Genomic DNA, 21,074 nt, shown 5'->3' on the forward strand with positions numbered 1-21,074 from the left:
CGCGTCGGGGGCGTGCAGTCTCGGGGTGGCTCATCGTCGTCCAGGAGTGCAAGCACGGCACGTGAACCTGTCTGATGTACGTGACGCCTCGAGGAAAAGGAGATGGACGATTTGGTGACGGAAGGCGACGCTGCGGCGGCGGAGATGGGTTCTCTGACACGATCCCCTTGGCGCCGGCGGTGTCGAAGCCGAGGGGGCAGGCTCCTTGTCGCTTGTTCCGTAGCCGTGGCCGGCTTGCTGGCCTTCCCTTCCTCCGTTCCTAACACCGGCCTTCGCCTGGGTAGTTTGTTGGAGACGTTTCTGCCCTGGCTGGTCCTGGTGGTCCTGGTGTTGGGGGGTTTGGCTTGCTGGTGGAGATCGGCTGTCGTGTGGTGCGCACTGCTGCTGCCCGTGGTGGCGTGGCTCGTCCAGTTCGGCGGTCTGCTGCTACCGCAATCGGGCGCGGGATACGACATCACGGTCCTGCACCACAATGTCAGCGACGAGAATCCGGATCCCTCAGGCACGGCACGGAAGCTGCTCAAGGTCCAGGCCGACCTCATCGCCCTTGTCGAGGTGACTCCCTCGTCGTTCCCGACGATCGCAGCCGTCTTGGCACCGGACTATCCGCATCATGCGGCCGTGGGAACGGTCGGGCTCTGGTCGAAGCTCCCTCTCACCAACGTGCAACCAGTGGACATCAAGCCCAAGGCCGTCGAGACCGGTTGGGATCGCGGTTTGCGTGCCACCGCCGGCTCAGAGCACGGTGACATAGCCGTGTACGTCGCCCACCTGCCCTCCCTCCGACTCAGCGTGAGCGACGGATTCCGCTCGGCCTGGCGAGACGAAAGCGCCTCCCGCCTGGGGGCGGCAATAGCCAACGAACAGGTGGAGAAGGTGATCCTCCTCGGCGACCTCAACAGCACCGTGGACGATCGTGGCCTCCACCCGCTCACCTCACAACTGGACCCACCCCGCACAGGCATCGCGTTCAGCTGGCCCGCCTCATTCCCTCTCGCGCGCATCGACCAGATCATGACCCGCGCAACCATCGCCACACGCATCTGGTCGCTCTCACCTACCCCCAGCGACCACCTACCCGTGGCCGCCCGCATCCGCCTCTGAACGAACACCAGCAGGGATCGAGAACGCCGAGAACCGCTCCACTTGAGCCAGAAACAGCCCTTCAGTACCCGCACGAATTGCCCTGGCCGGCGGATCCGGTCCATCAGTCGACGGGCGAGCGCGGATGGGGGCCGGAGCGCTCAGTTGTCCGGAGTCAGCTTTCGGTTCGTCCCGGACCGGCCGATGTCCAGGTCAAGGAGTGCAGCCAGGCTGGTGCCGCTGTGCCAGAAGCCGAGGAGGTCGACGTCGACGAGGACCAGATCGTGGCGGGTAGCGAAGGCACGAGCTTGTTTGGTGAATTTGCAGGATGCGACGAAGAGAGGGACATCCGCTCCGTGTTCGCTGCGGACAGTGCCGTTGAACCGCTGCAGGTCGGGACTACCGACGGTGCGGTGCTTCGCGTAGCGCTTGCACTGCACCACTAGCTTTCGACCGTCCGAAAGGCGGCCCACCACGTCGGCGCCCAGGTCGTTCGCGGCGCCGACCCGGCGCACCTCAGTGCATCCGTCTCGGCGGCAGAGTTCCGCGACGTGCTCCTCGAACTCCAGCGGGTTCATCGCCCAGACCGCTTCCATCGACCGCAGGGCTTGGGCTCGTGCCTGCTCCGCCAGCCGGGCCTGCTCCGCCTCAGCCTCCCGGCGTCCGGCCCGGACCAGGAAACCGACCACCGCAGCCACACCCACGACGGCTAACGCCACCAGTACTGCTGTGCCCGTCCCCATCGCCCCTCCCGCGAATCAGCAGGTTGCCAGCGGTACAACTCCCCATCCCAGAGGCTGTTTACCCATGGTGGGACAACGCCCGCCATCAACGGCTGCCATCAGGAAGATCTCTGCCTGCTGACCCTTAACGGTCTGGAGGAGCCCACAGGCTCTAGAAGTCGGGAAGGTGCCAAGCGGCTCGGGCGGACAGTGGCCTGGGTGCTTGAGGGCTGTTGGCAGGGTGGAAGGGTGTCATGGCGAGCGGAGTTGCTGACGGCCCAAGCGAACAGGAGGGCCGAGAGGCGGGGACTGCTCCATGCGTAGCTGATGGGTGGGCGCGTGGCGGGTGGTACTTGCCTCAGCAGCGCGGGTTAGTAAGGTACCTCCATGACCGTCCCGTACTCACCCCAGGACAGGGAAAAGGTAGTAGCTAAGCTCCCGGCTCCCATTCGGCAGGAACTCAAGGTCCGCTGTGCCCAGTTGGGCGTCGATATCAAAGACGCCGTCACCGAGGGCATCGCTGCATGGCGCACGACGGAGAGCGCGCTTCCCGCTGTCGACACAGCCGGCGGTACGAGCTTCTCCACCTACCTGCCGACCGGCACCTATGCCGGCTTCAAGGATGACTGCAAGAAGCGCAATCTCTCCTACAACCAGGGCCTCGCGCAGTCCATCCGGCTGTGGCTGGACACTCACGCCATCCCCAACCCGGTCCCCCGGTCCCTCGGTGCGCGGCGCATCATCATGGGGAACCAGAAGGGCGGGGTGGGGAAGACGGCCGTATCGGCGGGCGTCGCCCAAGCGCTGGCCGAACGAGGGCACAGGGTCTGCCTGATCGACTTCGACCCTCAGGGCCATCTGACCCGGCAACTCGGCTACGACATGTTCGACATCGAAGCCCCCAGCCTCGCCAAGCACATGCTGGGTGAAGCAACGGGCAAGATCGGTGACCTTCTCGTCCCGATAGAGGAAGGCGTCTTCGGCGGCAGGCTCTTCCTTCTTCCAGCGTGCCGCGACGCCTTCCTCCTGGACGCGAAGCTGGCCACCACCCGCCATGTACGCATCAAGGAAACAGCCCTGGAGAAGGCGCTGGAAAGCCTGGAGAGCGTCTTCGACTACATCGTCGTCGACTGCCCGCCCAGCCTCGGCTACGCCATGGACACAGCCCTCTATTACTGCCGTCTGCGGGAGAACGAACCTGCGGGCAGTTCAGGCATCTTGATCCCCGTCCTGGCTGAGGACTCCTCGGCCGACGCGTTCGACATGCTGCTGGATCAGATCGAGGACCTCACCACCGACCTCGCCGTCGAGATCAGCCTCCTCGGCTTCATCGTCAACATGTACGACAGCCGCAAAGGCTACGTGGCGACGTCCTCTCTCGACCAGTGGAAGAGCATCGGCGATCCCCCGGTCATCACCATCATTCCCGAACTCAAGCACCAGAGAGAAGCAGTGCGACTCAAGCAACCCCTACTGCACTACGCACCCGATTGCGAGCAGGCTGACGCCATGCGCGAGGTAGCACGGAGGATCGCATCGTGAGCACTGTTGGCGACCGCCTGGGCAGCGGTACTTCGTTCGGCCGTGCGTCACGAGCATCGGGGCTCAGCGCTCGGGGTCGCGCCAAGGCCGTGGCCCAGGGCGACGTACCGGCCTACGAGTTGGTCCGGCTCTTGCTGGACCAGGTGTGCCCGACCCCGTTGAACCCGCGGCGGAACTTCGGATCCGAGGAGGAGATGACTCGGTTCGGAGAGGAACTGCGCCAAGCACAGTTGGCAGCGTGCGTGGTCGTCTCACGAGACGCCTATCTCGCGCTCTGGCCCGATCACGCAACGGGTATCGGAGACGCTGAGCACGTACTGGTCAATGGTGAGCGCCGGTTCCGCAGTGCGAGGCATGTCGGTCTGGAGTCACTGGACTTCGTCGTCCGGAACGATCTCGCGTCGACGCGTGAAGACTTCGTCAACCATCTCCTGAAGGAGAACCTGGAGCGCGAGGACTTCGACGTCATCGAGCGGGCGCGAGGTGTACGCGAACTGGTCCGGGTCTGTGCAGAGCAGTCGGAGTCAGGAGCGCGTACACAGGCGGCCAAGCGGCTCGGTCGTGACCGTTCGTGGGTGACCAATCAGTTGGCCTTGCTGCAGCTGCCGGACGAGATCCAGTCGATGCTCAGCAGTGGTGACGTCCCGGAGCGCGATGGTCGGCTTCTGGCCCGGCGCCAGAAGGAGATGCCCGACGCAGACTCCGCGACTCTGCTAGCCCACCTCAAGGAGGTCCGTGCCGCGGAGGCCCGGGAGCGGGAAGAAGCAAAGGCCATACTGAAGGCCGCCAAGAACCGGGGCGCCGCTGACAGTAGCCCCCCGGTCGTGTTGTCCGCGGACAACACGACCATCCCGCTGCCCGCTCAGCTTCCGGCTACCGAGGTGTTGTCCGCGGACAACAAGAGCCATTCCCCCGCCAAAGAAGCCGAGACGTTGTCCGCGGACAACACTCCTGCCGCTTCCTCCAAGCCGGCCACTCCCCCGGCCCTGGCCCTCTCAGCTCCAGCACCGTCGTCGGGAAAGACCCGCGAGGCAAAGGAGGGGCGTGCGTCGAGCATTGCCCACCGGCCCGCGGAGGAAGCTGAGACAGAGGATCTGTGGGGTGATCCAGAGCGCGCTTGCCAGCACATCGTGGCGAAGATGACGAGCGCTCACCGGCGGCGTCTGACAGCCTTGCTCTTCCGCTACAACACAGAGGAAGCCGACTCGGTAGCGGTGAATGGGGACAAGGACGTCTGACTCTCCGATTGCCCAGGGGCTCCCGCCTCGTCGGACACAGCAGGTCCGCGACAGGCGCCCCCACGAGCCCGAAGCCACATTCAGCAGCGCATTCCGAAGCCCCGTGCCTGACGCCCGCGAGCGTTGTCCACGGGGCTTTGGTACGTCGACGCCCATGAACCACCCCCACCCCGTGCAGGCGTTGGCTGCGGTTCGCCTGCCTTCCTTGGACCCGTCCAGCGCACTCGTCCGGGACCCCCACGCCGCAGGCGGCCCTTTTAGCGCGGAGAGGACCACTCCCCCACCGGAGCTCTCCCAGACGGACACGCCTGGTGAATGAGGGGCGTCAGTATCTACGATCCGCAAGAAACTGGATGCAATTAACACGCATCTACCTTCTCTGCTTACGGACGCACCGACCAACTCCGCGAACACCCCACGCGGTCCTACCCGCAGAAGACACCGAACTGCGAATCTCCAGAACCAGCGCTGCACCCCCCATCGCTCACGGCTGGGAGCTCTGACGCAAGCCGCCGCACACTGGCACAGCTCAGTGAACCCAACCGCTCGCTGCTTGAGACCACCACCATGCGGCAGCACAAACCCAAAACACGGTCGGGTTGTTGTCCGCGGACAACAACCCGACCGTGAGTGGTGGGGAAGTAGTACCTGTTGTCCGCGGACAACAGATCAGCGCCTTCCCCGGACTACGGGTGGTCCCTCCAACCGACTGTCTCTGGCTTCGGTCTCCGCCAAACAAGAGCCCTGCCCTCCTTGATCATCTGCAGAACAGGGGGCTCGTCGATGACTCGGGGTGGTTCCGTCAGGCTCCCGTCCAGCGGCGACTGCCAGCAACGGGGCAGAGGTCGGCCTCGATAGAGGACGGCGCGCCCCTCCTCCTGGACCTGAGGGAACTCATCGCCATCGATGGCGTCCAGGTGGCTCTGACGCAATGGGTGGTGGATAGCCACGCCAGGCCCGGGACGCAGCCGCATCCACGCCCGGCAGACGCGGACCTCATTCTCACCCTGGTCCATGAACCAGCAGGCGACCTCGTACGAAACGTCCAGGTGACCCACCGGAGGCAGGGGAGTGGCCCTGGAACTCCGACGCCGCCGATGTGTGGTTCGTACAGCGGCCGAGGCCCTGAAACTCCGGCCCAAGATCCAGCTTCCCCTTGTCGGACCCTGGCAGGACGGGAGCCCGAGCACACCGCATCTGATGCCTCTCACGCGGCCAGTAGCCGGCCCACGTTCCAAGCCTTCGAAGACGCCTCAGCCCAGGGCTCAAGCCAACCAGTCACGGTGTGGTGTACCCCTTGGCCACGGCATCCTGAGCGCGCCAGTGTTCCAGCACGGCCAGCAGCACCTCTGCTCGGTCCCAGCCGTCCGCAAGCAGTTCCCCGGCGGGAAGCCCAGAAGCGAGAAGGACGACAACGAGGGGCCTACTCGCACGCGACGAACCCTTGAAGAGAGGCTGAATCTCTCGGATTCGTGCCAGCGTCCGCCCGGGGCACTCCATAAAGCCAGGCATACGTCGAAAGCGGCAACACCCCATTCACCGGTACTCGCCGCCAGCTACGCGAAGACCACCTTCTCCGCCGTGCCAGCCGCCAGTCTCCGACTGGCTTCCAGAACCAACTGCTGCTCACTCAGCCCACCGCCCAGGCCAAACGCTTGCAAGGACGCGAGTTCGATTCTCGGTTGTTGTCCGCGGACAACAACCTCTTGAGGGAGTGGGGGAGTGCACCGTGTTGTCCGCGGACAACACCCACCCCTTCCCGAACCGGCACAAGCGCAAGCTGTTGTCCGCGGACAACAACGTCCGCTGGCACACAGACCGAACGTGCCGACTACGAACACCTCCCCTGAACGGGTCGCCCAGCGCGGAGTACTGCCTCAAAGCGCACGGCGAACTTGTCAGCCATGAAGAAGTGAGTCCGGTCATGGGGAGGATCGCTCCTATGACTTCCGTTCCATGGAGTACCCACGCTGTCGAACTCCGGTCGGACACCGTGATCAAGAAATTCCGGCGCGAGAAGCGGGAAGAGTGCGTGCGGGAGTGGCGTGCCCTGAAGTTGCTCATGGAGTACGCACCGGGCCTGGCCCCTCTGCCTTACAGCGCTGACCTTGACGCGATGGATCCAGAAGCAGTGATGTCGCGCCTGCCGGGTAGACCGCTGCGGGGCCAGCCGCTCAGCGATCAGCAACTCAAAGCTCTGGCCGCAGCATTGAGCGAGCTGTATGCCGCCGTTCCTGCCGATGCATTGGCTGACATTCCCATCCGGCTTCGCCAGCAGCAGGGACTCATCAACCAGATCCACGCCTGGGTACCGCTCATTCCCCGGCACGTCAGCGGTGAGGTACGTCAGGCCATGCACAGCGGCCTTGAATGGCTGGCCTGTTCCGGCCTGGACCGTATCGGGACACCAGATGTTCCGATGGTCTTCGGTCCAGGGGACGGCAACCTTGCCAACTATCTGTGGGACGGCACCCGCGTGAGGGTCGTCGACTTCGAAGACTCAGGCATCAGTGACCGGCCCTTCGAGCTAGCGGAGATCACCGAGCACATAGCCAGCTGGAAAGGCCCGTCTCTCAACGTGGAGGCGCTCCTCGATCTGATCAACCTGAACCCCGCCGAACGCGCACGCCTACCGGAATGCCGCAGACTACTGGCGCTCGTCTGGCTGTTCCTCGTGTCCTTCGACGACCCCCAGCATCCTCGCAATCCGCCAGGAACACCTGAACGTCAAGCCGCCCGACTGGCCAGACTGCTCACCTAGTCTCCCAACCCTGTAGGCCATTGTTGAATGCGGGCCGGGCTGTCAGCTGCAGGCACAGGCCGGTCACACATCACCTCAGGCGACCCCTAGAGAAGCGACGCATCCGATCAATCGAAGCGCCCCATCGACCTGACAGCCGTCGACGTCAACCTGCACTGGCCCGTAAGTTCCCCAAGCCAGCCCTACCGCATTCCCACCGCTCAGGCTGGGGCAACGGCGCGAGTCCCTCCCACGAGAAGCAGATCAAATAGACCAAACGGCTGCGCTCCCGCACTTGAGATCACCGCCATCTGTACACGCATGGCCACAGGCTCCAGGTTGTTGTCCGCGGACAACAGCTCAACTGGGGGTGGGGGAGTGGTTCCTGTTGTCCGCGGACAACAGGAACCACCGACACGAGGACCGAGCGCTACTGACTGCGACGAGTCCTCTGCCAGTTCGAGGTGATGATCACGAACCGGCGTGCGTAGGCCGCGTCGGTGAAGGGGTTCGCATCGGGTGATCTTGGCGGCGGCCCTAGGGACAGTGGTGTCGACAGTCGCCCGCCCGAGGTAGGCGAGGAGAGGTTCGAGGGTGAACCAGAAGACCTTCATGCCTCGCCGATGACCTGCTTGGGCAGGGTCCCAGCGTTGAGAGAGCGGTCAGTGGTCGCAAGGGCCGGGGTCGCCTGACCCAAGTCTGGGAACCTCATCCTTCTCGGGACTGCCTATCGCTCAATGGAAACCGGCGGCGATGTCTGAGACGGGGGCACCGGGACGGGGCCAGATGGCGGTGCGGCGGGTCTCCGGAAGGTGGATGCCGATGTACCGAGTGAGGCTCAGGGGACCCTGAGGGTCGCCGCGCGGTGGACTGCGCATCAATCGCTGCAAGCGCCACCCCGCGGTCGCGACGAGATACGACAAGCTCGCCGTCCGCTCCGAAGCGACCGTGCTGTTCGCAACCATCAACGAGTGTCTGTGGCTGGCCGGCTCAGGACCGGAAGCACACCGCGCAGGTCGTCCTCGTCCACCGTGACAGACCCTGCCGCCCACGCTCCGGCCGATGCGTTGAACGCCACGCCCAAGCCGAGGATACGGACAGCGGCGAATCGGACCGGCTGTGTCCAGTCGCCCAGTAGGAGAAGGGCTCCAACCAATCCCAGCTTTCGCGCTTGCGCGAGGGCGAGGCCCCGCTTGTTGTCCGCGGACAACAAGCTCGGCTGTGGGGTGGGGGAGTGCTTCCTGTTGTCCGCGGACAACAGAGTCGGTTGGTACGAAATCCTGATCCAGCCGGAATGGAGTGGAAAACCAAGCCTTCAGGCTCCAGGAGTACCAGACCCTGGGTTGGGACTGCGTATCGCTGCGGATGCCCACTCGTCTCGGAAGGAGAGCGGGCGCGCGACCGTCCCTTAGCGGGCCTAAGAGCTGTCGGGGTCGCGCTGCTGGGCACCGGCCGGGCTGCGGGTCCGGTGCCCACGTGGTCAACGGTCCGCGGTGTTCTTCTGGTTCTCCACAGCACGTCGTCGCCAGGCACGAAGCGCGGCAGCACTGGCAGCGACTAGTGCCGCAGCAACGAGCTGCGCCGGAAGTTCGGTGAGTAGGCCACGGGCGAGCAGTTCAAGGACGCTTTGCATTGGAGTGGGCATCGGATGCTCCTGACGTTTGGTGCTGGTGGACGCCGTCGGTGACGGTGCCATCCGGGCTCGTTGTCGCAACGGCCCGCGCTCACCACGTTCCGTCTGTTGAGATGGCCCGGTCCACTTGTTCGAGGTTCGTCTGAACAAACCTGGATAACGGCCAGTTGTCTGTTCGATGTGGGGAGATGAGTTGTCCGGAGGAAGCCGACGGACGCGTCCGTGGGGGCCACTCAAAGGTCCGAACGATCAGGCCAACGATCTGGCGGTGCTGTTACGCGGCTGGCTGGATGCGGCTGGCATGCGCGTGGACGATCTCTTGGATTTGTGGGGGCCGGACCATTTCACCGATGGCCGCGTACCAGCGAAGTCGACGGTGTCTCAGCGGTTGGCGGGAGTGGGTCTGCGCCAGGACTTCATCGAGGCCGTAGCCGACGCATGCTCGCGCGACGCCACTGGCCGCGCGCAGCTCCTCCAGGAGGTGAAGGATCTCAAGGAGCGATGCGTATCGGGGGAGTTCATCAGCGGGCCCGCGAGAGAGGAGTCTGCCTCGGAGCTGGTGCGGGTGCAGCAGCGGTCTCTGGAACTGTCGGACAAGCTGATGCGCGCGATGGAGCGCGCCGCCGAGTTGGAGCAGGAGCGAAGTAGTGCGAACCACTTGGTGTTGTTGCTGCTGACGATGGTGGACGGGCTGCAGAGGAATATCTCTGCTTTGACGCGGGAGCGCGATCGTTTGCGCACCTCAGTGCCGGAGCAGACCGCGCAGATGCGAGAGCGCCTCAGGCGTAGTGAACAACAGCGGACAACTGCGGAGTCCGAGTTGGAGCGAGCTCGCAGCGAACGTCATAAAGCCGACCGGCTCGCCGAGACAGCAGCCGAGCAAGTACGCGCTCTGACACAAGAACTCGAGCTGCTGCGGGGCAAGAGGGCCAGCGCTTCCGGGGTGCCTCCCACTCACTACCGAGAGGTCTTCGACACTCCTGCCGACGACATCGACGTTGCCCTACTCAAGGCTGCCCGGCATCTGGACGATGGTGCGGATCGTCTGGAGCGACTGGCTGATGAACTACACCTGGACAACCCTTCCACCAGTGGGAACTTCTCGAACAACTCGGACGAGGCTGTCGCCCGCGCGACGGTAGAAGAGATCGAGTCCCGGCTGGCAGAGGGCGTCGACATTGCAGACTTCCTGTCCAAGACCGCACACGAACTGCGGCCTATGGACGTGCTGGTCACGGTCGATGCGCTGCGGAACGTCGGTCACGATGCGGAAGCCGACCTACTTCTCATCGCCGCAGGGACTGTACGCAGTCCTACTGACATGCCCTTCCTCATAGCCCAGCTGCGGACAGACGAGCGCCACGGCGACGCGGGACAGCTCATCACAGCGGTAGGGCGCTCACGGGACACTGACGAAGTCCTGCTCGTCGTGTCCTCGCTCCGCGAGGCAGGCAGCGAATCCGATGCCTACCAGGTACTGGCGGCGGTGGGACGTATCCGACTCTTGGCCGAAGTACCGCCGATCTTGGCCGCAGCCAATCACCAAGACGCTGACTGGATTCTCAAAATCGCCCTGAGGGAACGCCCCCGCCACGACATCGCGTACCTGCATAGGGCCCTTAAGGCGCTGGGCACAGCAACCGAGCATCTTCTGCACCACACCGCCGATGCTCACCAACGCAGCCAAGAGGCCAACCAACCAGCCGACCCGGCATCCTGGTCCAGCGCGGCAATGTCCGACGACGAACATGAGGGAGAGGAATCCGACGCGGACACCCTCTTCGGAACCCACCTCACGCAGAGACCGCCCCTACCTCGCCGCCCCCGGCTTAAGCACGGGCCCGAGGCACGAGAGGTCTTCCCCCCGCTGACCGCAGACCTTCTACCTGTCGATTCCATCGTCACCACTACAGACGACGACAGCAGGATTCCCACCTTGCCTCCGGACGTGCAACGCATCTGTCGTCTCTGCAGAGAACCAAGAACGATCATCGAGATTGCGAAGGAACTGAACTATCCGCTCACCGTCACGCTCATCCTCGTCAGAGACCTTGCCGACGCCGGAGCCGTCAGTGTCAGCGAACCGGAGCAACCAAAAACCAGGCGGCGCTGGGGAAGCATGTACGCGGCCGCGGGGCTTGATGGTGCCAGCCCAGGTTCGTCGTGACCGAAGTTCCCGGCGCAGCCACGGGCAACGCGGGCGTGGGGTGCGCGCCGAGGGATGCTACTTCCCTCCTCGTGCGCCTCACCGGGACTAGGTAGCCGGGCGAGAGAAGCCGATCCGCTTTGCGTGAAGCCTGGGCTTCAAAGCAGTCACAGGCTGGGGGTGGATCAGGTGATGCACTCAAACTGATCGCGGCATCGGAGACGCCACCAGGTGAGTCTCGCGACAGCCCACACGCCTGCATTTGTGTCGCCGTCACCTTCCCTTTTCGGAACGCGAGATCTTCCAGCGGTCGGCTCGATAGCTGGCTGGCGTCAGGTCGCCCGGCTGCGGTGGGTTGAGGCTGCGGACCATGGCGCAGTCAGCGGTCATAGTGAAAGTCACCCGCTGCCCGGTGACGGTGATGCAATCGGGGCCAACCATCACCTGCCCCTTGGTCGGGGCCCGCAGTAGCTTGTCAACGACTCTGCGGATGGCCTCATGCCGCCGATCAGGAGCTATGTTCCGAAAGAAGGGTGAGTTCAATGCGTCTGCGTGAAACAGCAGGTAGGGACGGCGGCCAACGCGACGGATGGTGGTCTCGTCCCTGATCGGACGACCGGCGGTGGGCAGAGGTACGGCCTGACCGTTCCCGTCGTACACCTAACCAGCGGGGAGCAGCGGCCACGTTGGTGCGGGGATCGCCGCCGCACGGGTGGCCTCCGCCTCCTCGAGCTGCGCGCGCTGCTGTTCGTTGCGGCGCTGGGTTTGGAGTTCCTTGAGGCGTCGTTCTTCAAGCGTCGCAAGCAAATCGTCGACCGGGATGTGGGTCTCCCGGTCGAACCACGAGGTGGGCGGTCCGGAGTACCCGACGACCCGCTGACACCCGCGGTCCAAGATGAAGGTGTACGAGCTATCCCCTTCACTATCTGCCTTATGACTGCGGGCACGGAACCCTGACTGCCTTACGGCCAGCCGGCCTGTCTGCAGGATGCGCGCGAGGAGCTGCCGGATTTGCTGCTCAGCGGTCGCGTCCGAGACCACGTGTGCAGCGATGTACGCACCCCTTGCACCATGGGCGATCTCAACCTTCTCCGCGAGTGCGTTTGCCTGTTCCGGGGAGAATCGGTCGGCGGCAGTCCAAACCGCAGTCCTCCCACCAGGCTGGGGCACCGGTTGATGACGCATGTCTCTAGGGGAGCGAAACGCCCCCGGCGTAGAGCAGTCCCAGACCCCTTGGGCTGTCAGTCAGGAAGCACTTTGGAGGACAGCACACTGTAGAAGCGGGCCCGGTCCAGGGTCGACAGACCCGTCTCGCACAGTTCGATCAGCGCAGCAACAGAATCTGGACCCAGACGCGGCAAGCCCCTGAGCACGAGCACACCCGCCTGCGGAACGGCCTGGTGTCCGTCACCTACGGGAGTGTCGAGCCGAGCAACGTCAAGGCCGGGCGGCCGCGGCTTCCCGGTTCCACTGCGCCAGCCGCTACCGTCTCCACACCTTGCCCCAGCCGCGAGCACTTCTGGGCATGCCGCTCGATGCGGCCAAGGCGGTGCCGCTGGAGGAGGCAGTGCCCGATCAGTAGCGGGCAGCGGTGGTGGGCGACAAGGGCCGGGTTGAACGCAGGCTGTACGAGCTGTGCGGATTGATTGCTCCGCGGGACACATTGCGCCGACGGGAGATCTGTGGAGGCGGGCGCGAATCGGTGAGGCGGTCTGGAGGACAATCCGTCGCAGTCGGGATGGGTACTGAGGCCACCGCAACCGCCTTAGCCTCTCCAAATCTACGGAGGCCATGGCGGCACGGAGCGTCTGTCACGTTGGTGAGGCAGGACAGAACTCGCTTTGGGCTAGTACGGAGCCAAGATGTACTCCCCCCATCCGGGACAGCAAGAGCCAATCAGGCTGGCGACGGAGCAGACGAGTTGTGGGGAGGGACTCTGCCACCAAGCAGCCGAAGGGTGCGGTGTCGTGAACGTGGGGGAGTGGAGCAACTCGACTGGGTACCCGGCCTTCACCCATTTGGGGCTCTCTACAGCTCATTGATTGGGGCCAGATCTTCTGTGCGGGCTTCTGGCGGCCTGTCAGCAACCGGAAGGTCACGTCATACCAGCGCTCTTGAGATCGGCCCCGTATGCCACCTTCTAGCCAGCCACTTTTGAGGCAATGCGAGATATTTGTCCGATTCTCTCCTCTGGTTCAGTTCTGATGACCGCCCAGCTCCAGACGACCTGTCACATCTAGCCCGGCGTTCCGGTCACCCAGCGTGCCCCGCTGCGGCACGCAGGCACATTCGTTTGGATCACGGTCGCAGTCGATGGGCACTAAGAGTGGTGTCGGTGGTGGTCGAAGATGATGCAGGAATGAACGATCAGGTTCCCGCCGTGATTCGAACGCCGGCGTTCGATCGGGAGCACGTCCCCGTGCTCGTCGGCGGGTCGGTGGCAGCCGGGCGCTTCACGGTGGGGGGTGCCAGTGTCGTCATAGGCCCGGGCGGAATGCTGATCATCGCGGAAGCAAGTGACGCACCCGCCAAAACCCGCCAAAAGCGGTGTGTGGAGCGCTGAGGAGGTCCGCTTGATCGGGCCCGCACCAGCACCGGTCACAGCGCGACTCATGGAGGCTCCCTGGGGGGTGAACGAAGACTCGTTGCCGATACACATCGCGGTCCGCGTCGGAGGCGAAGTTTTGTACCTGGGCACCGCCCAAGTGAGCCAGGCTGGCACCTCCGATGGCGTTCTCACCGACTGCGAACTGCGCTTTGAAGCACCCTTGAGCAGAGAACTCCTCAACCGAGTGCGCCCACCACTTCCACCTGAGCACTTGCCGGACTTGGAGTGGCTGGGGAATGTGAACGGTGACCGTGCGGCAACTCTTGAGCAGTTCGTCACCGGCTGGTACCCGACCGCAGACGCCACCGAATCGCCTACCAGCGACTCCGCGTCACGCCTTCCCGGTGGACTGAGACAGCTGTACCGGCTCGCGAAGCAGCGGCCGGGTGCCCTCGGAATCCAGAACAGGATCCTGCCCGAGCCAGAGCTGCACACCGACTGCCTCGGGGAGACGCTCAATTTCGGCGTCGAGAACCAAGGAGGCTTCTTCTGGTCTCTCCTGTGGACGCCGGAGAGACCAGAAGCCGTCCGACGGTCTGGTTCCGTGAATTCAACGAGGAGCCGATCCCCGAACAGGAACCGCTCAGCGGCTTCCTGATCCAGTTCTCCCTCTTCGAGGCCTCCATGGGCGCCGAATACCTCGCCCTGCCCCGCAAACTCACTGCACCGCAGGTCGAGCAACTCACCGAAGCGCTGCACCTTGTGCCCCTGCGCCCTTCTGGCCCTGGGCACCTACCCACTTCTATGTGGCCCCCGGCCTCGTCGTGCATGTCAGCAACGAGGACGGCGAAGCATTCGATGCCTGGGCAGGTGCCACCCACCGAAGCGCCCTGGGCCCGCTGGCCGACCTCTTCAGCCATCGGCTGGAACCGCTTCGATGGCTGATTCTCTTAAGAGACCAGCTGACGGCTCGTCGTGATGATCACCTCAGGAGGCTGTGCCACAGTCAGCGAGACGGGCTGGGTTTGCGATCAGCGCTGCTGCACCGCCTGTGAATCAGGCGACATACAACGTGAAGAACAAGTCCGGAGAGCGCGACGAAGACCATCATTTGAGCTAGCGCCCCGATCCCAGGCTTCTCAGGGCTGTCCCACGCCATAGCTCCCACTAGCCCCCAACAAGTCAGTAGCCTCAGCGCTCCCTCACCCTTGTTTCGGGGTATCAAAATCGCCCCCTCCATGGCCTATACGCGTACCTCGGATACCATCGCGGCGTGACTGAGTTGTACACGTACGCGTGTCCGTTCGAAACAAAGCGGCGGGCGTGGCGATAGGTGTTGCGCCCGTACCAGTAGGTGTCGGCCACACTGGCGACGACCGTGGCGTTCCACGCACAGTTCGCGGCTCTCCACCCTCTGCAGTTCCGCCGGATATTACGTAGACGGAGTGCGCCCCGGATAGAACTGCGGCCCCACCCCATGGGGGATATCCCAGCGCCGAACATGACCGTCGAGTGAAGCATGTCAGCACTGGCGTGACGCTGCCTGTACTTGCGCCATTTTCTCCATTGGTGTGCCGGGTTCCACCATCGTTGTCCGTCGAGGTCGTGTTGGTTGATGGGGTCGCCGGGGTAGCTGTAGCGGTTGTCGCCGCCTCCGGGGATGGGGTCGGTGGTGAGGAAGCGTCCGGTGTGGGGGTTGTAGAGGCGGGCGCCCATGAGGGTGAGGCTGGTGGGGGTTTCGGTGGAGCGTTGTTTGGCGCCGAGCCAGTTGTAGCGGGTGGTGGGTTGGTTGGTGCGGGGGTTGCCGTATTCGTCATTGTCGAGGGCTGTGGGGGGTTTGCTGGTGTCGAGGGGGAGTTGGAGGGCGATGTCGCCGTGGATGGTGGTGAGGTGGAGGGTGGTGTCGCCGGTTTTGTTGGTGGTGGCGGCGAGGTCTCCGGTGGTGGATTCGATGTTGCGGGTGAGTGTGCCGGTGGTGGTGTTCTCGGTGATCCAGCGGGGGTTGTCGTTGTCGCTGGCGTAGTGGTTGATCTTTGATGCGGTTTGGGTCCAGGTGGAGCCGCTGCCGGTTTCGGTGGTGAAGGATCGGAAGCGTCGGTTGGCGTCGAGTTGCCAGGTTTGGCGGTTGGTGCCTGCGGTTTGCTGGTGTACGAGGTCGTTGGCGTAGTAGCCGATGGTGCTGCCGGGGAGGGTTGTGGTCCGGCCGAGGTTGTCGTAGGTGTAGCCGGTGTCGGTGAGTCTGTCGGCGCTGTCGTAGGTGTGGCTGGTGGTGGTGCCTGCGGTGGTGGGGCAGTCGGTTCCTGGGGGACCCGCGTTGGTGTTCAGGTTGGTGCGGTTGGTGCGGTTGTCGAAGGTGTATGTGCGTCGGGTGCAGACGGTGTCGGTGGTGTCTTCGGTGAGGGTCAGTCGGCCGGTTGCGTCGTAGTGGTAGTTCTGGTCGGACCATCCGGCGTGGGCGGTGACTTGGCCGTGGATGGACTCGGTCGCTGTGTCGGACACGACGATGGCGCTGTCGCTGTCGCGGGTGTAGGTGCGCTCGACTGTTGCGCCGGTGGTGTCCTCGGTGGTGGTGAGGGTGTAGCCGCCGGGTAGCTTCTCGCTGGTGACGGAGCCGTCGGCGTCGTAGGTGGCCTGGAAGTCGCCGGCGATGGAGTCGGTGGTCTTCGTGGCGAGGCCGCGGGGTTCGGTGGTGTGGTTGTAGTGGATCGTCACGCTGGAAGGGACGTTGTCGCTGATTTTCACCCGCCGGTTGAGCAGGTCGTACTCGGTGGTTGTTGTCCCGCCGTCGGCGTTGGTGTAGGAGATTTGTCGGCCGAGTTTGTCGAATGCTTCGGTGATGGTTCCGCCGGTGGGCGAGGTCGCTGTCACCGCTTGGCCCGTGGCGGGGTCGTATCCGGTGGTCGATGTGGGTACTGCCTGGCCGAGGCCGCCGGTGATGGTGGACGTGGTCTGGCGGCCGGCGGTGTCGTGGGCGGTGGTGGTGGTCCGGGTGGTGCCGTTGGCTGTCTCGGTGACCTGGGTTGTGTTGCCCCATCGGTCGTATTCGGTCGTGGTGGTGGGCAGGTTCGCCGGGTGGGATCCTCCGCCGGTGATCGCGCCGGCGGGGCTGGTCGAGCAGAGGAGATCGGCCCATTCCGGGCGGCCGTTGCAGGTGCCGGTGCCGGTGGCGGACCAGTAGGCGGTTACTCGTGTGCTCGCGTCGGTGCCGGTGGCACCTGGGGGTATCTGCTTGGTGATGCGGCCCTGGCCGTCGTACTCGGTGGTCTCAGTGATCGCCAGCCCGCCTGGGTCCTTCACTGTCTGGGTCGGGACACCCTTGGCCCAGTCGTAGACGGTCTGGATTACTCGGTTCTCGCCCTGGATGCTGGGGTGTTCACGAACCTGGGCGCCTGTGGTGACTCGGGTGATCTGGTCCTTGACTTTCGCTGTGCCGTCGGTCGGGCGTCCTTGGTCGTACTCGTTGACCGTCCAAGTGCGGGCGGAGACCGACGTGCCGGCCGATACCAGGGTGGTGGCACCGGATTTGAGGTCGGCAGTCAGGTCGACACGGCGTAGTGGTCCGAATTCTTCTCGTTCACGGGTGCCGCTCTCGTTGTAGAGCGATGTGGTGGACAAGAGGTCCGCCCGTTCCCCAGTGGTCAGGGAGGCAATGCCGAGCTCTGCGCGGGTCGCGTTGTGGGCTGGGCTGGTCCCGAGGGCCAAGGCCCGGTTCGAAGCGGACAGTTCGCGGATGGTGTTGCCGAAACGGTCGTATTCGGTGGTGGTGATGTGCCCACCGGGTGTTGCCGTGTTGGCTGTGCGCCCCGATACGCCCAGGTAGGTGATGTCGGCGCGGGTGTATGCGGAGGCGGTCAGCGCGTCACCCGAGTGGCTCGCCGGGACTTCGTCCGCAGGGAAGACAGCTGTCGCGTCGGTCGGTGCTTCGGCCTGGCCCCACGTCTTTACTTGGGTAGTGCCCATGACGTAGGGGGCTTTGGCGCCGGTGAGCGGTACGTCGTAAACCACTGATGTGGCCGCGATACCTTGCTCCACGTCGGTGGTTCCCTGTTGGAGGCCTGGACGGGACGCCTTGAGGAGCATGCCAGGGCCGGCGGTGGCTGCGGCACCTGCCTGGCCGTAGGTGAGGGTCCAGGGCAATTCACCGGGAGGGGTGAGGGTGATGACCCGTCCGGCGGAGTCGTAGGTGTACTCGGTCTTCAACGCTGGGGTGATCAGGGGGTTCCATGTCTGGCGCAGGCGGCCGCTGTCGTCGTATGCGTATGTCTGCACGGTTTTGTGTGTCGCTGCGGTGGCGCCGGGCTCGGTGGACCACTGGCGGAGTTCCTTGACCTGCCCGGTGTAGTCGCCGAGGGTGGACCCGCTTGCGGTCGTGGAGGTCGCGTAGACGAATTCCAGTGCCCGGCAGCCCTTCGTCGTGGGCGTCGCGGTGCAAGTCGACGCGCTTGCGGCGGAGGTGGCCGCTATGACCCGCTTGGGACGGGCCAGTGTCTCGCTGCCCACGGTCACGGTCTCGGAGACCACGGTGGTGGTGGAGTTGGTCAGGCCGTCCAGCAAGCTGGTGGAGACCTGCCATGTTGTTACAGCCGGGTCCGGTTTGGTGAAGACCGTGACCGTGCCGCCGGTATCGGTGAGGGTGAACGATCCGGTGACGCTTCCGGTGAGGGTGAGGTCCTCAGCGCCGGGTTCAGGTATCCAGCTCGTCTGCGCGGCGTTCGCGGTGAAATGGATGGAGTCACCAGCGGCCATCACGACGTCGACCGCGGTGTTGGAGACCTTGCGGATGTGGGTGTACTCCGACTCGGTCGCCTCGGCAGCGGTACCTGATACCCACTCCTTGCCGAAGATCGCGGCCTGGCCTTCCTGGCCGCTGCCCTTCTGCGGCTCACGAGAGGAAGATGTGCGGGAGACCGACAGTCCCAAAGAAGAGACATCGGTGGCGGAGATGGAATGGTCGCCTGTCAGTAGGTTCACGGAACCGGGTCCCACCTCCTCGACCGCGGCTCCGCTGGCGTTGCGGTCGACGACCACCGCCAGCGGCTGGGTGGATCCTGTGGCGGAGCTCGGACCGGTGAAGTCGGCCTTGATCTGGATGGTGCCGTCCGGATTGACCGTGTCCGTGGTGTTCCATACCAGCGGTGCGTTCTTGCCACTGGTCATGGCGACCGGCCACGCAGTCAGCGCCGTACCGCCGGAGGTGACGTCCCCTGCGGGGATCTGCGTCCAGGAATCGGCTGCCGAACGGCGCCAGGAGAAGGAAACGGCATTGTAGGTACCGGCGTCGGCTTCGGCTACCAGCGGCAGCCGGCGGGCGGTGCGTTCACCGCTACTGGGCTGGATGAAACCGCCGGGGCCTGCGTGGAAGGTGTAGTCGACCGGCTCGGACTTGTTGTCAGCCTTGTCGACCGCTCTCACCTGCAGGGTGTGGCTACCGTCCTTGGGCGGAGTAATAGAGATCGCCTTCACACCGGAGGCGCCCCCGGTGCCGACCTTCGTCCAGGCAGCACCGTCCAAGGACCACTCGAGCCAGTTGTGATCCGCCGCTGGCGGAGTCACGTTGAACACCCCGGCCTGGCCCTCGCCCTTGACCCAGGCGTTCGACGGGTAGTCCGTGGAGGCAACAGCAGTGGGGGCAGACGGCGCCGCGGTGTCGACGACGAAGGTCTTCCAGGCCGACCAGCCCAGGTTGTAGTGCACTCCGTCGTACGGGTTCGTACGGAACTTGTAGGTCTTGCCATGGGTGAGCACCCCAGCGGGCACCGTGACCGAGGCGACCTTCCCGGACGGCACATACGGCGACACGATCACACTGCCGACCTGCGTATTGGTGACCGAGTCAAAGATCTGGAAAGTGCCGTTGACCTTGTCACCGTTTGCGTCGATGAAGGTGTCCCGCAGGGTGGGGGTGAGCGTGTTCACGGTGTATGCGCCACCGTAGGAGAAATACGGGGGGCCTGCCTCTTGCTTCGTGCCCGTACGTGGTCGGTAGTTGTACGTCACCGTAAGCTTCGGCGGATTCGAGGCGGCGTTGGCGGAGTTGATCCGCTTCCACTGCGCGGTGTCGGTCTCGCTGGTCGCCCTCAGACCCATATGACCGCGGGTGGCCAGCGCAGATGCCCATTCCTGCACCAACGTAGACACATCCGCGTTGATCCAGCCGTCCGGAGTGGACGTGCACGCCGCATTGCCACGGGTCTCGGACGAGGTGGCCTTCTTCGCCGTCCACGCCGGCTGCGCGGTCCAACGTGAAGCGGTCGACGAGGCACCCGCGGACCACACCTCCCACGGCTGGCTGGTGCAGGCAGTATTGCCGGAGTGGAAGTTCCACAGCGACAGCTGCGCGTTCGTCACCAATGCGTCCCGAATCGGGGCGGTGTTCCAGGAGATGAACGAACGGGCGGTACGCGGTGTCCCGTTCGGGTTCGTTGTCCCCGGATTACCCAGGTCCAGCTCGGTGTCCGCCGACCAGTCGACCGTCTCGCCCTGCTGCACATAGGTGTCGAACACGTTACCCAACGCCGAGGTGGACGGATCCACTGTCACCGGGTAGCTGGTCTTCGGGTCAGCGAGGAAAGCCGCGTCTGGAGTGACGACGAGATTGACGCCGCCCTTGACTGGGACCACTTTCATGTCGACCCTGGCGCGCCGGGTGTGTTCCCCTGACGCCTTGTCGACGGTGGCATCCCACATCACTGGTGCGGGCATCACCGCATGCGTCTTGTTCTTACCATCGGTGAACCGCACACTGCCGTCAGGCTGCTGCTTTACTTTCAAGCCCTTGGCCCGCAGCGGCATGGTGTACGTGTACCCAGAACCCGCAGGACGCTGCTTAATCTCGACAAACTGCTCGAACCCGGTTCGGGTAGCCTCCACCACGACGTCAGCACCGGGGACCGCATTCTCGTATTCGGCACGGGTACCACGCAGCTTCGGCGCGGGCAGTCCCCCCTTCCACTGCAACGTGATCTGGCGATCGCCCTCGCCGAGGGTCACGAGGTCAGCAGCCTTGGAGGACTGAGCAGCTCTGAGGGAAGCCGCCGGAACCCCGCTCCTGCCAGCTAACCGCAGACCTTGAGGGTGAGCTTTGGGTGCAACCGAACCATCAGAACCACCGACCAGGGCCAGATCGACATCCCGCCAGTCGTCACTGCCCTCCTCTCGGAACCGCACAGGCCCCGCGCTCAACTCAGTAGTAAGCGAGCCATTCTTGTTTACCCACGTCGTCGACGTCTCCGTACGCTCAGAGAGCGCCTCCACCCGCTTGCCTGACAGCCGCGCTGCTACTCGCGCCGATGGGATATCCGCTGCTTGCGTCACAGTTGGCTTCTTTGGTGCAGCAGCTGCCTGAGAGGGAGCCGCGACCGCGGAACTCGCGCCATCAAGCAAGGTGACACTCAAGGCCAAGGCAAGGCCGCCTGCTATATA

Annotated in this window: 11 protein-coding genes; 7 read left to right on the plus strand and 4 right to left on the minus strand. The window is 64.5% G+C overall.

The window, feature by feature from the left end; all coding sequences use genetic code 11:
- Positions 1-144: 144 nt before the first annotated feature.
- Positions 145-1,104, plus strand: coding sequence for an endonuclease/exonuclease/phosphatase family protein (locus OID54_RS38225; protein ID WP_443055833.1), 960 nt, complete (start codon positions 145-147; stop codon positions 1,102-1,104).
- 140 nt (positions 1,105-1,244) lie between these two features.
- On the opposite strand, the gene OID54_RS38230 is transcribed toward OID54_RS38225, so the two are convergent.
- A complete protein-coding gene (locus OID54_RS38230; protein WP_329028183.1) occupies positions 1,245-1,826 on the minus strand; it encodes a restriction endonuclease in 582 nt (193 codons plus the stop codon).
- 366 nt (positions 1,827-2,192) lie between these two features.
- Here OID54_RS38230 and OID54_RS38235 point away from each other — a divergent pair, with 366 nt between their 5' ends.
- From OID54_RS38235 to OID54_RS38245, 3 genes are all read left to right on the plus strand, one after another.
- Positions 2,193-3,347, plus strand: a complete 1,155-nt coding sequence (locus OID54_RS38235) for a ParA family protein (RefSeq protein ID WP_329028185.1) — start codon at positions 2,193-2,195, stop codon at positions 3,345-3,347.
- Positions 3,344-4,585: a ParB/RepB/Spo0J family partition protein gene (locus OID54_RS38240; protein WP_329028187.1), complete on the plus strand. Its 1,242-nt coding sequence runs from the start codon at positions 3,344-3,346 to the stop codon at positions 4,583-4,585. The genes OID54_RS38235 and OID54_RS38240 overlap by 4 nt, the downstream gene beginning before the upstream one ends.
- A gap of 1,942 nt (positions 4,586-6,527) precedes the next feature.
- Positions 6,528-7,346: a phosphotransferase gene (locus OID54_RS38245; RefSeq protein WP_329028452.1), complete on the plus strand. Its 819-nt coding sequence runs from the start codon at positions 6,528-6,530 to the stop codon at positions 7,344-7,346.
- A 1,459-nt stretch (positions 7,347-8,805) separates the two neighbouring features.
- Here the strand turns inward: OID54_RS38245 and OID54_RS38250 are convergent.
- Positions 8,806-8,970: a hypothetical protein gene (locus OID54_RS38250; RefSeq protein ID WP_329028188.1), complete on the minus strand. Its 165-nt coding sequence runs from the start codon at positions 8,968-8,970 to the stop codon at positions 8,806-8,808.
- Between the two features lie 256 nt (positions 8,971-9,226).
- Between OID54_RS38250 and OID54_RS38255 the strand changes: the two genes are divergently transcribed.
- Positions 9,227-11,125, plus strand: a complete 1,899-nt coding sequence (locus OID54_RS38255; protein WP_329028189.1) for a DUF742 domain-containing protein — start codon at positions 9,227-9,229, stop codon at positions 11,123-11,125.
- A gap of 639 nt (positions 11,126-11,764) precedes the next feature.
- On the opposite strand, the gene OID54_RS38260 is transcribed toward OID54_RS38255, so the two are convergent.
- The gene (locus tag OID54_RS38260; RefSeq protein ID WP_329028191.1) at positions 11,765-12,289 is read right to left on the minus strand and encodes a hypothetical protein; all 525 of its coding nucleotides are present in this window, start codon (positions 12,287-12,289) and stop codon (positions 11,765-11,767) included.
- A gap of 1,174 nt (positions 12,290-13,463) precedes the next feature.
- Between OID54_RS38260 and OID54_RS38265 the strand changes: the two genes are divergently transcribed.
- The gene (locus OID54_RS38265) at positions 13,464-13,667 is read left to right on the plus strand and encodes a hypothetical protein (protein ID WP_329028193.1); all 204 of its coding nucleotides are present in this window, start codon (positions 13,464-13,466) and stop codon (positions 13,665-13,667) included.
- A gap of 546 nt (positions 13,668-14,213) precedes the next feature.
- The gene (locus tag OID54_RS38270; RefSeq protein ID WP_329028195.1) at positions 14,214-14,597 is read left to right on the plus strand and encodes a hypothetical protein; all 384 of its coding nucleotides are present in this window, start codon (positions 14,214-14,216) and stop codon (positions 14,595-14,597) included.
- A 276-nt stretch (positions 14,598-14,873) separates the two neighbouring features.
- On the opposite strand, the gene OID54_RS38275 is transcribed toward OID54_RS38270, so the two are convergent.
- Positions 14,874-21,047 carry an RHS repeat-associated core domain-containing protein gene (locus OID54_RS38275; protein WP_329028454.1) on the minus strand — a complete coding sequence of 2,058 codons (6,174 nt, stop codon included), beginning with the start codon at positions 21,045-21,047 and terminating at the stop codon, positions 14,874-14,876.
- Positions 21,048-21,074 lie beyond the last annotated feature (27 nt).

It is taken from the genome of Streptomyces sp. NBC_00690, from assembly GCF_036226685.1.
Classification (GTDB): Bacteria; Actinomycetota; Actinomycetes; order Streptomycetales; family Streptomycetaceae; genus Streptomyces.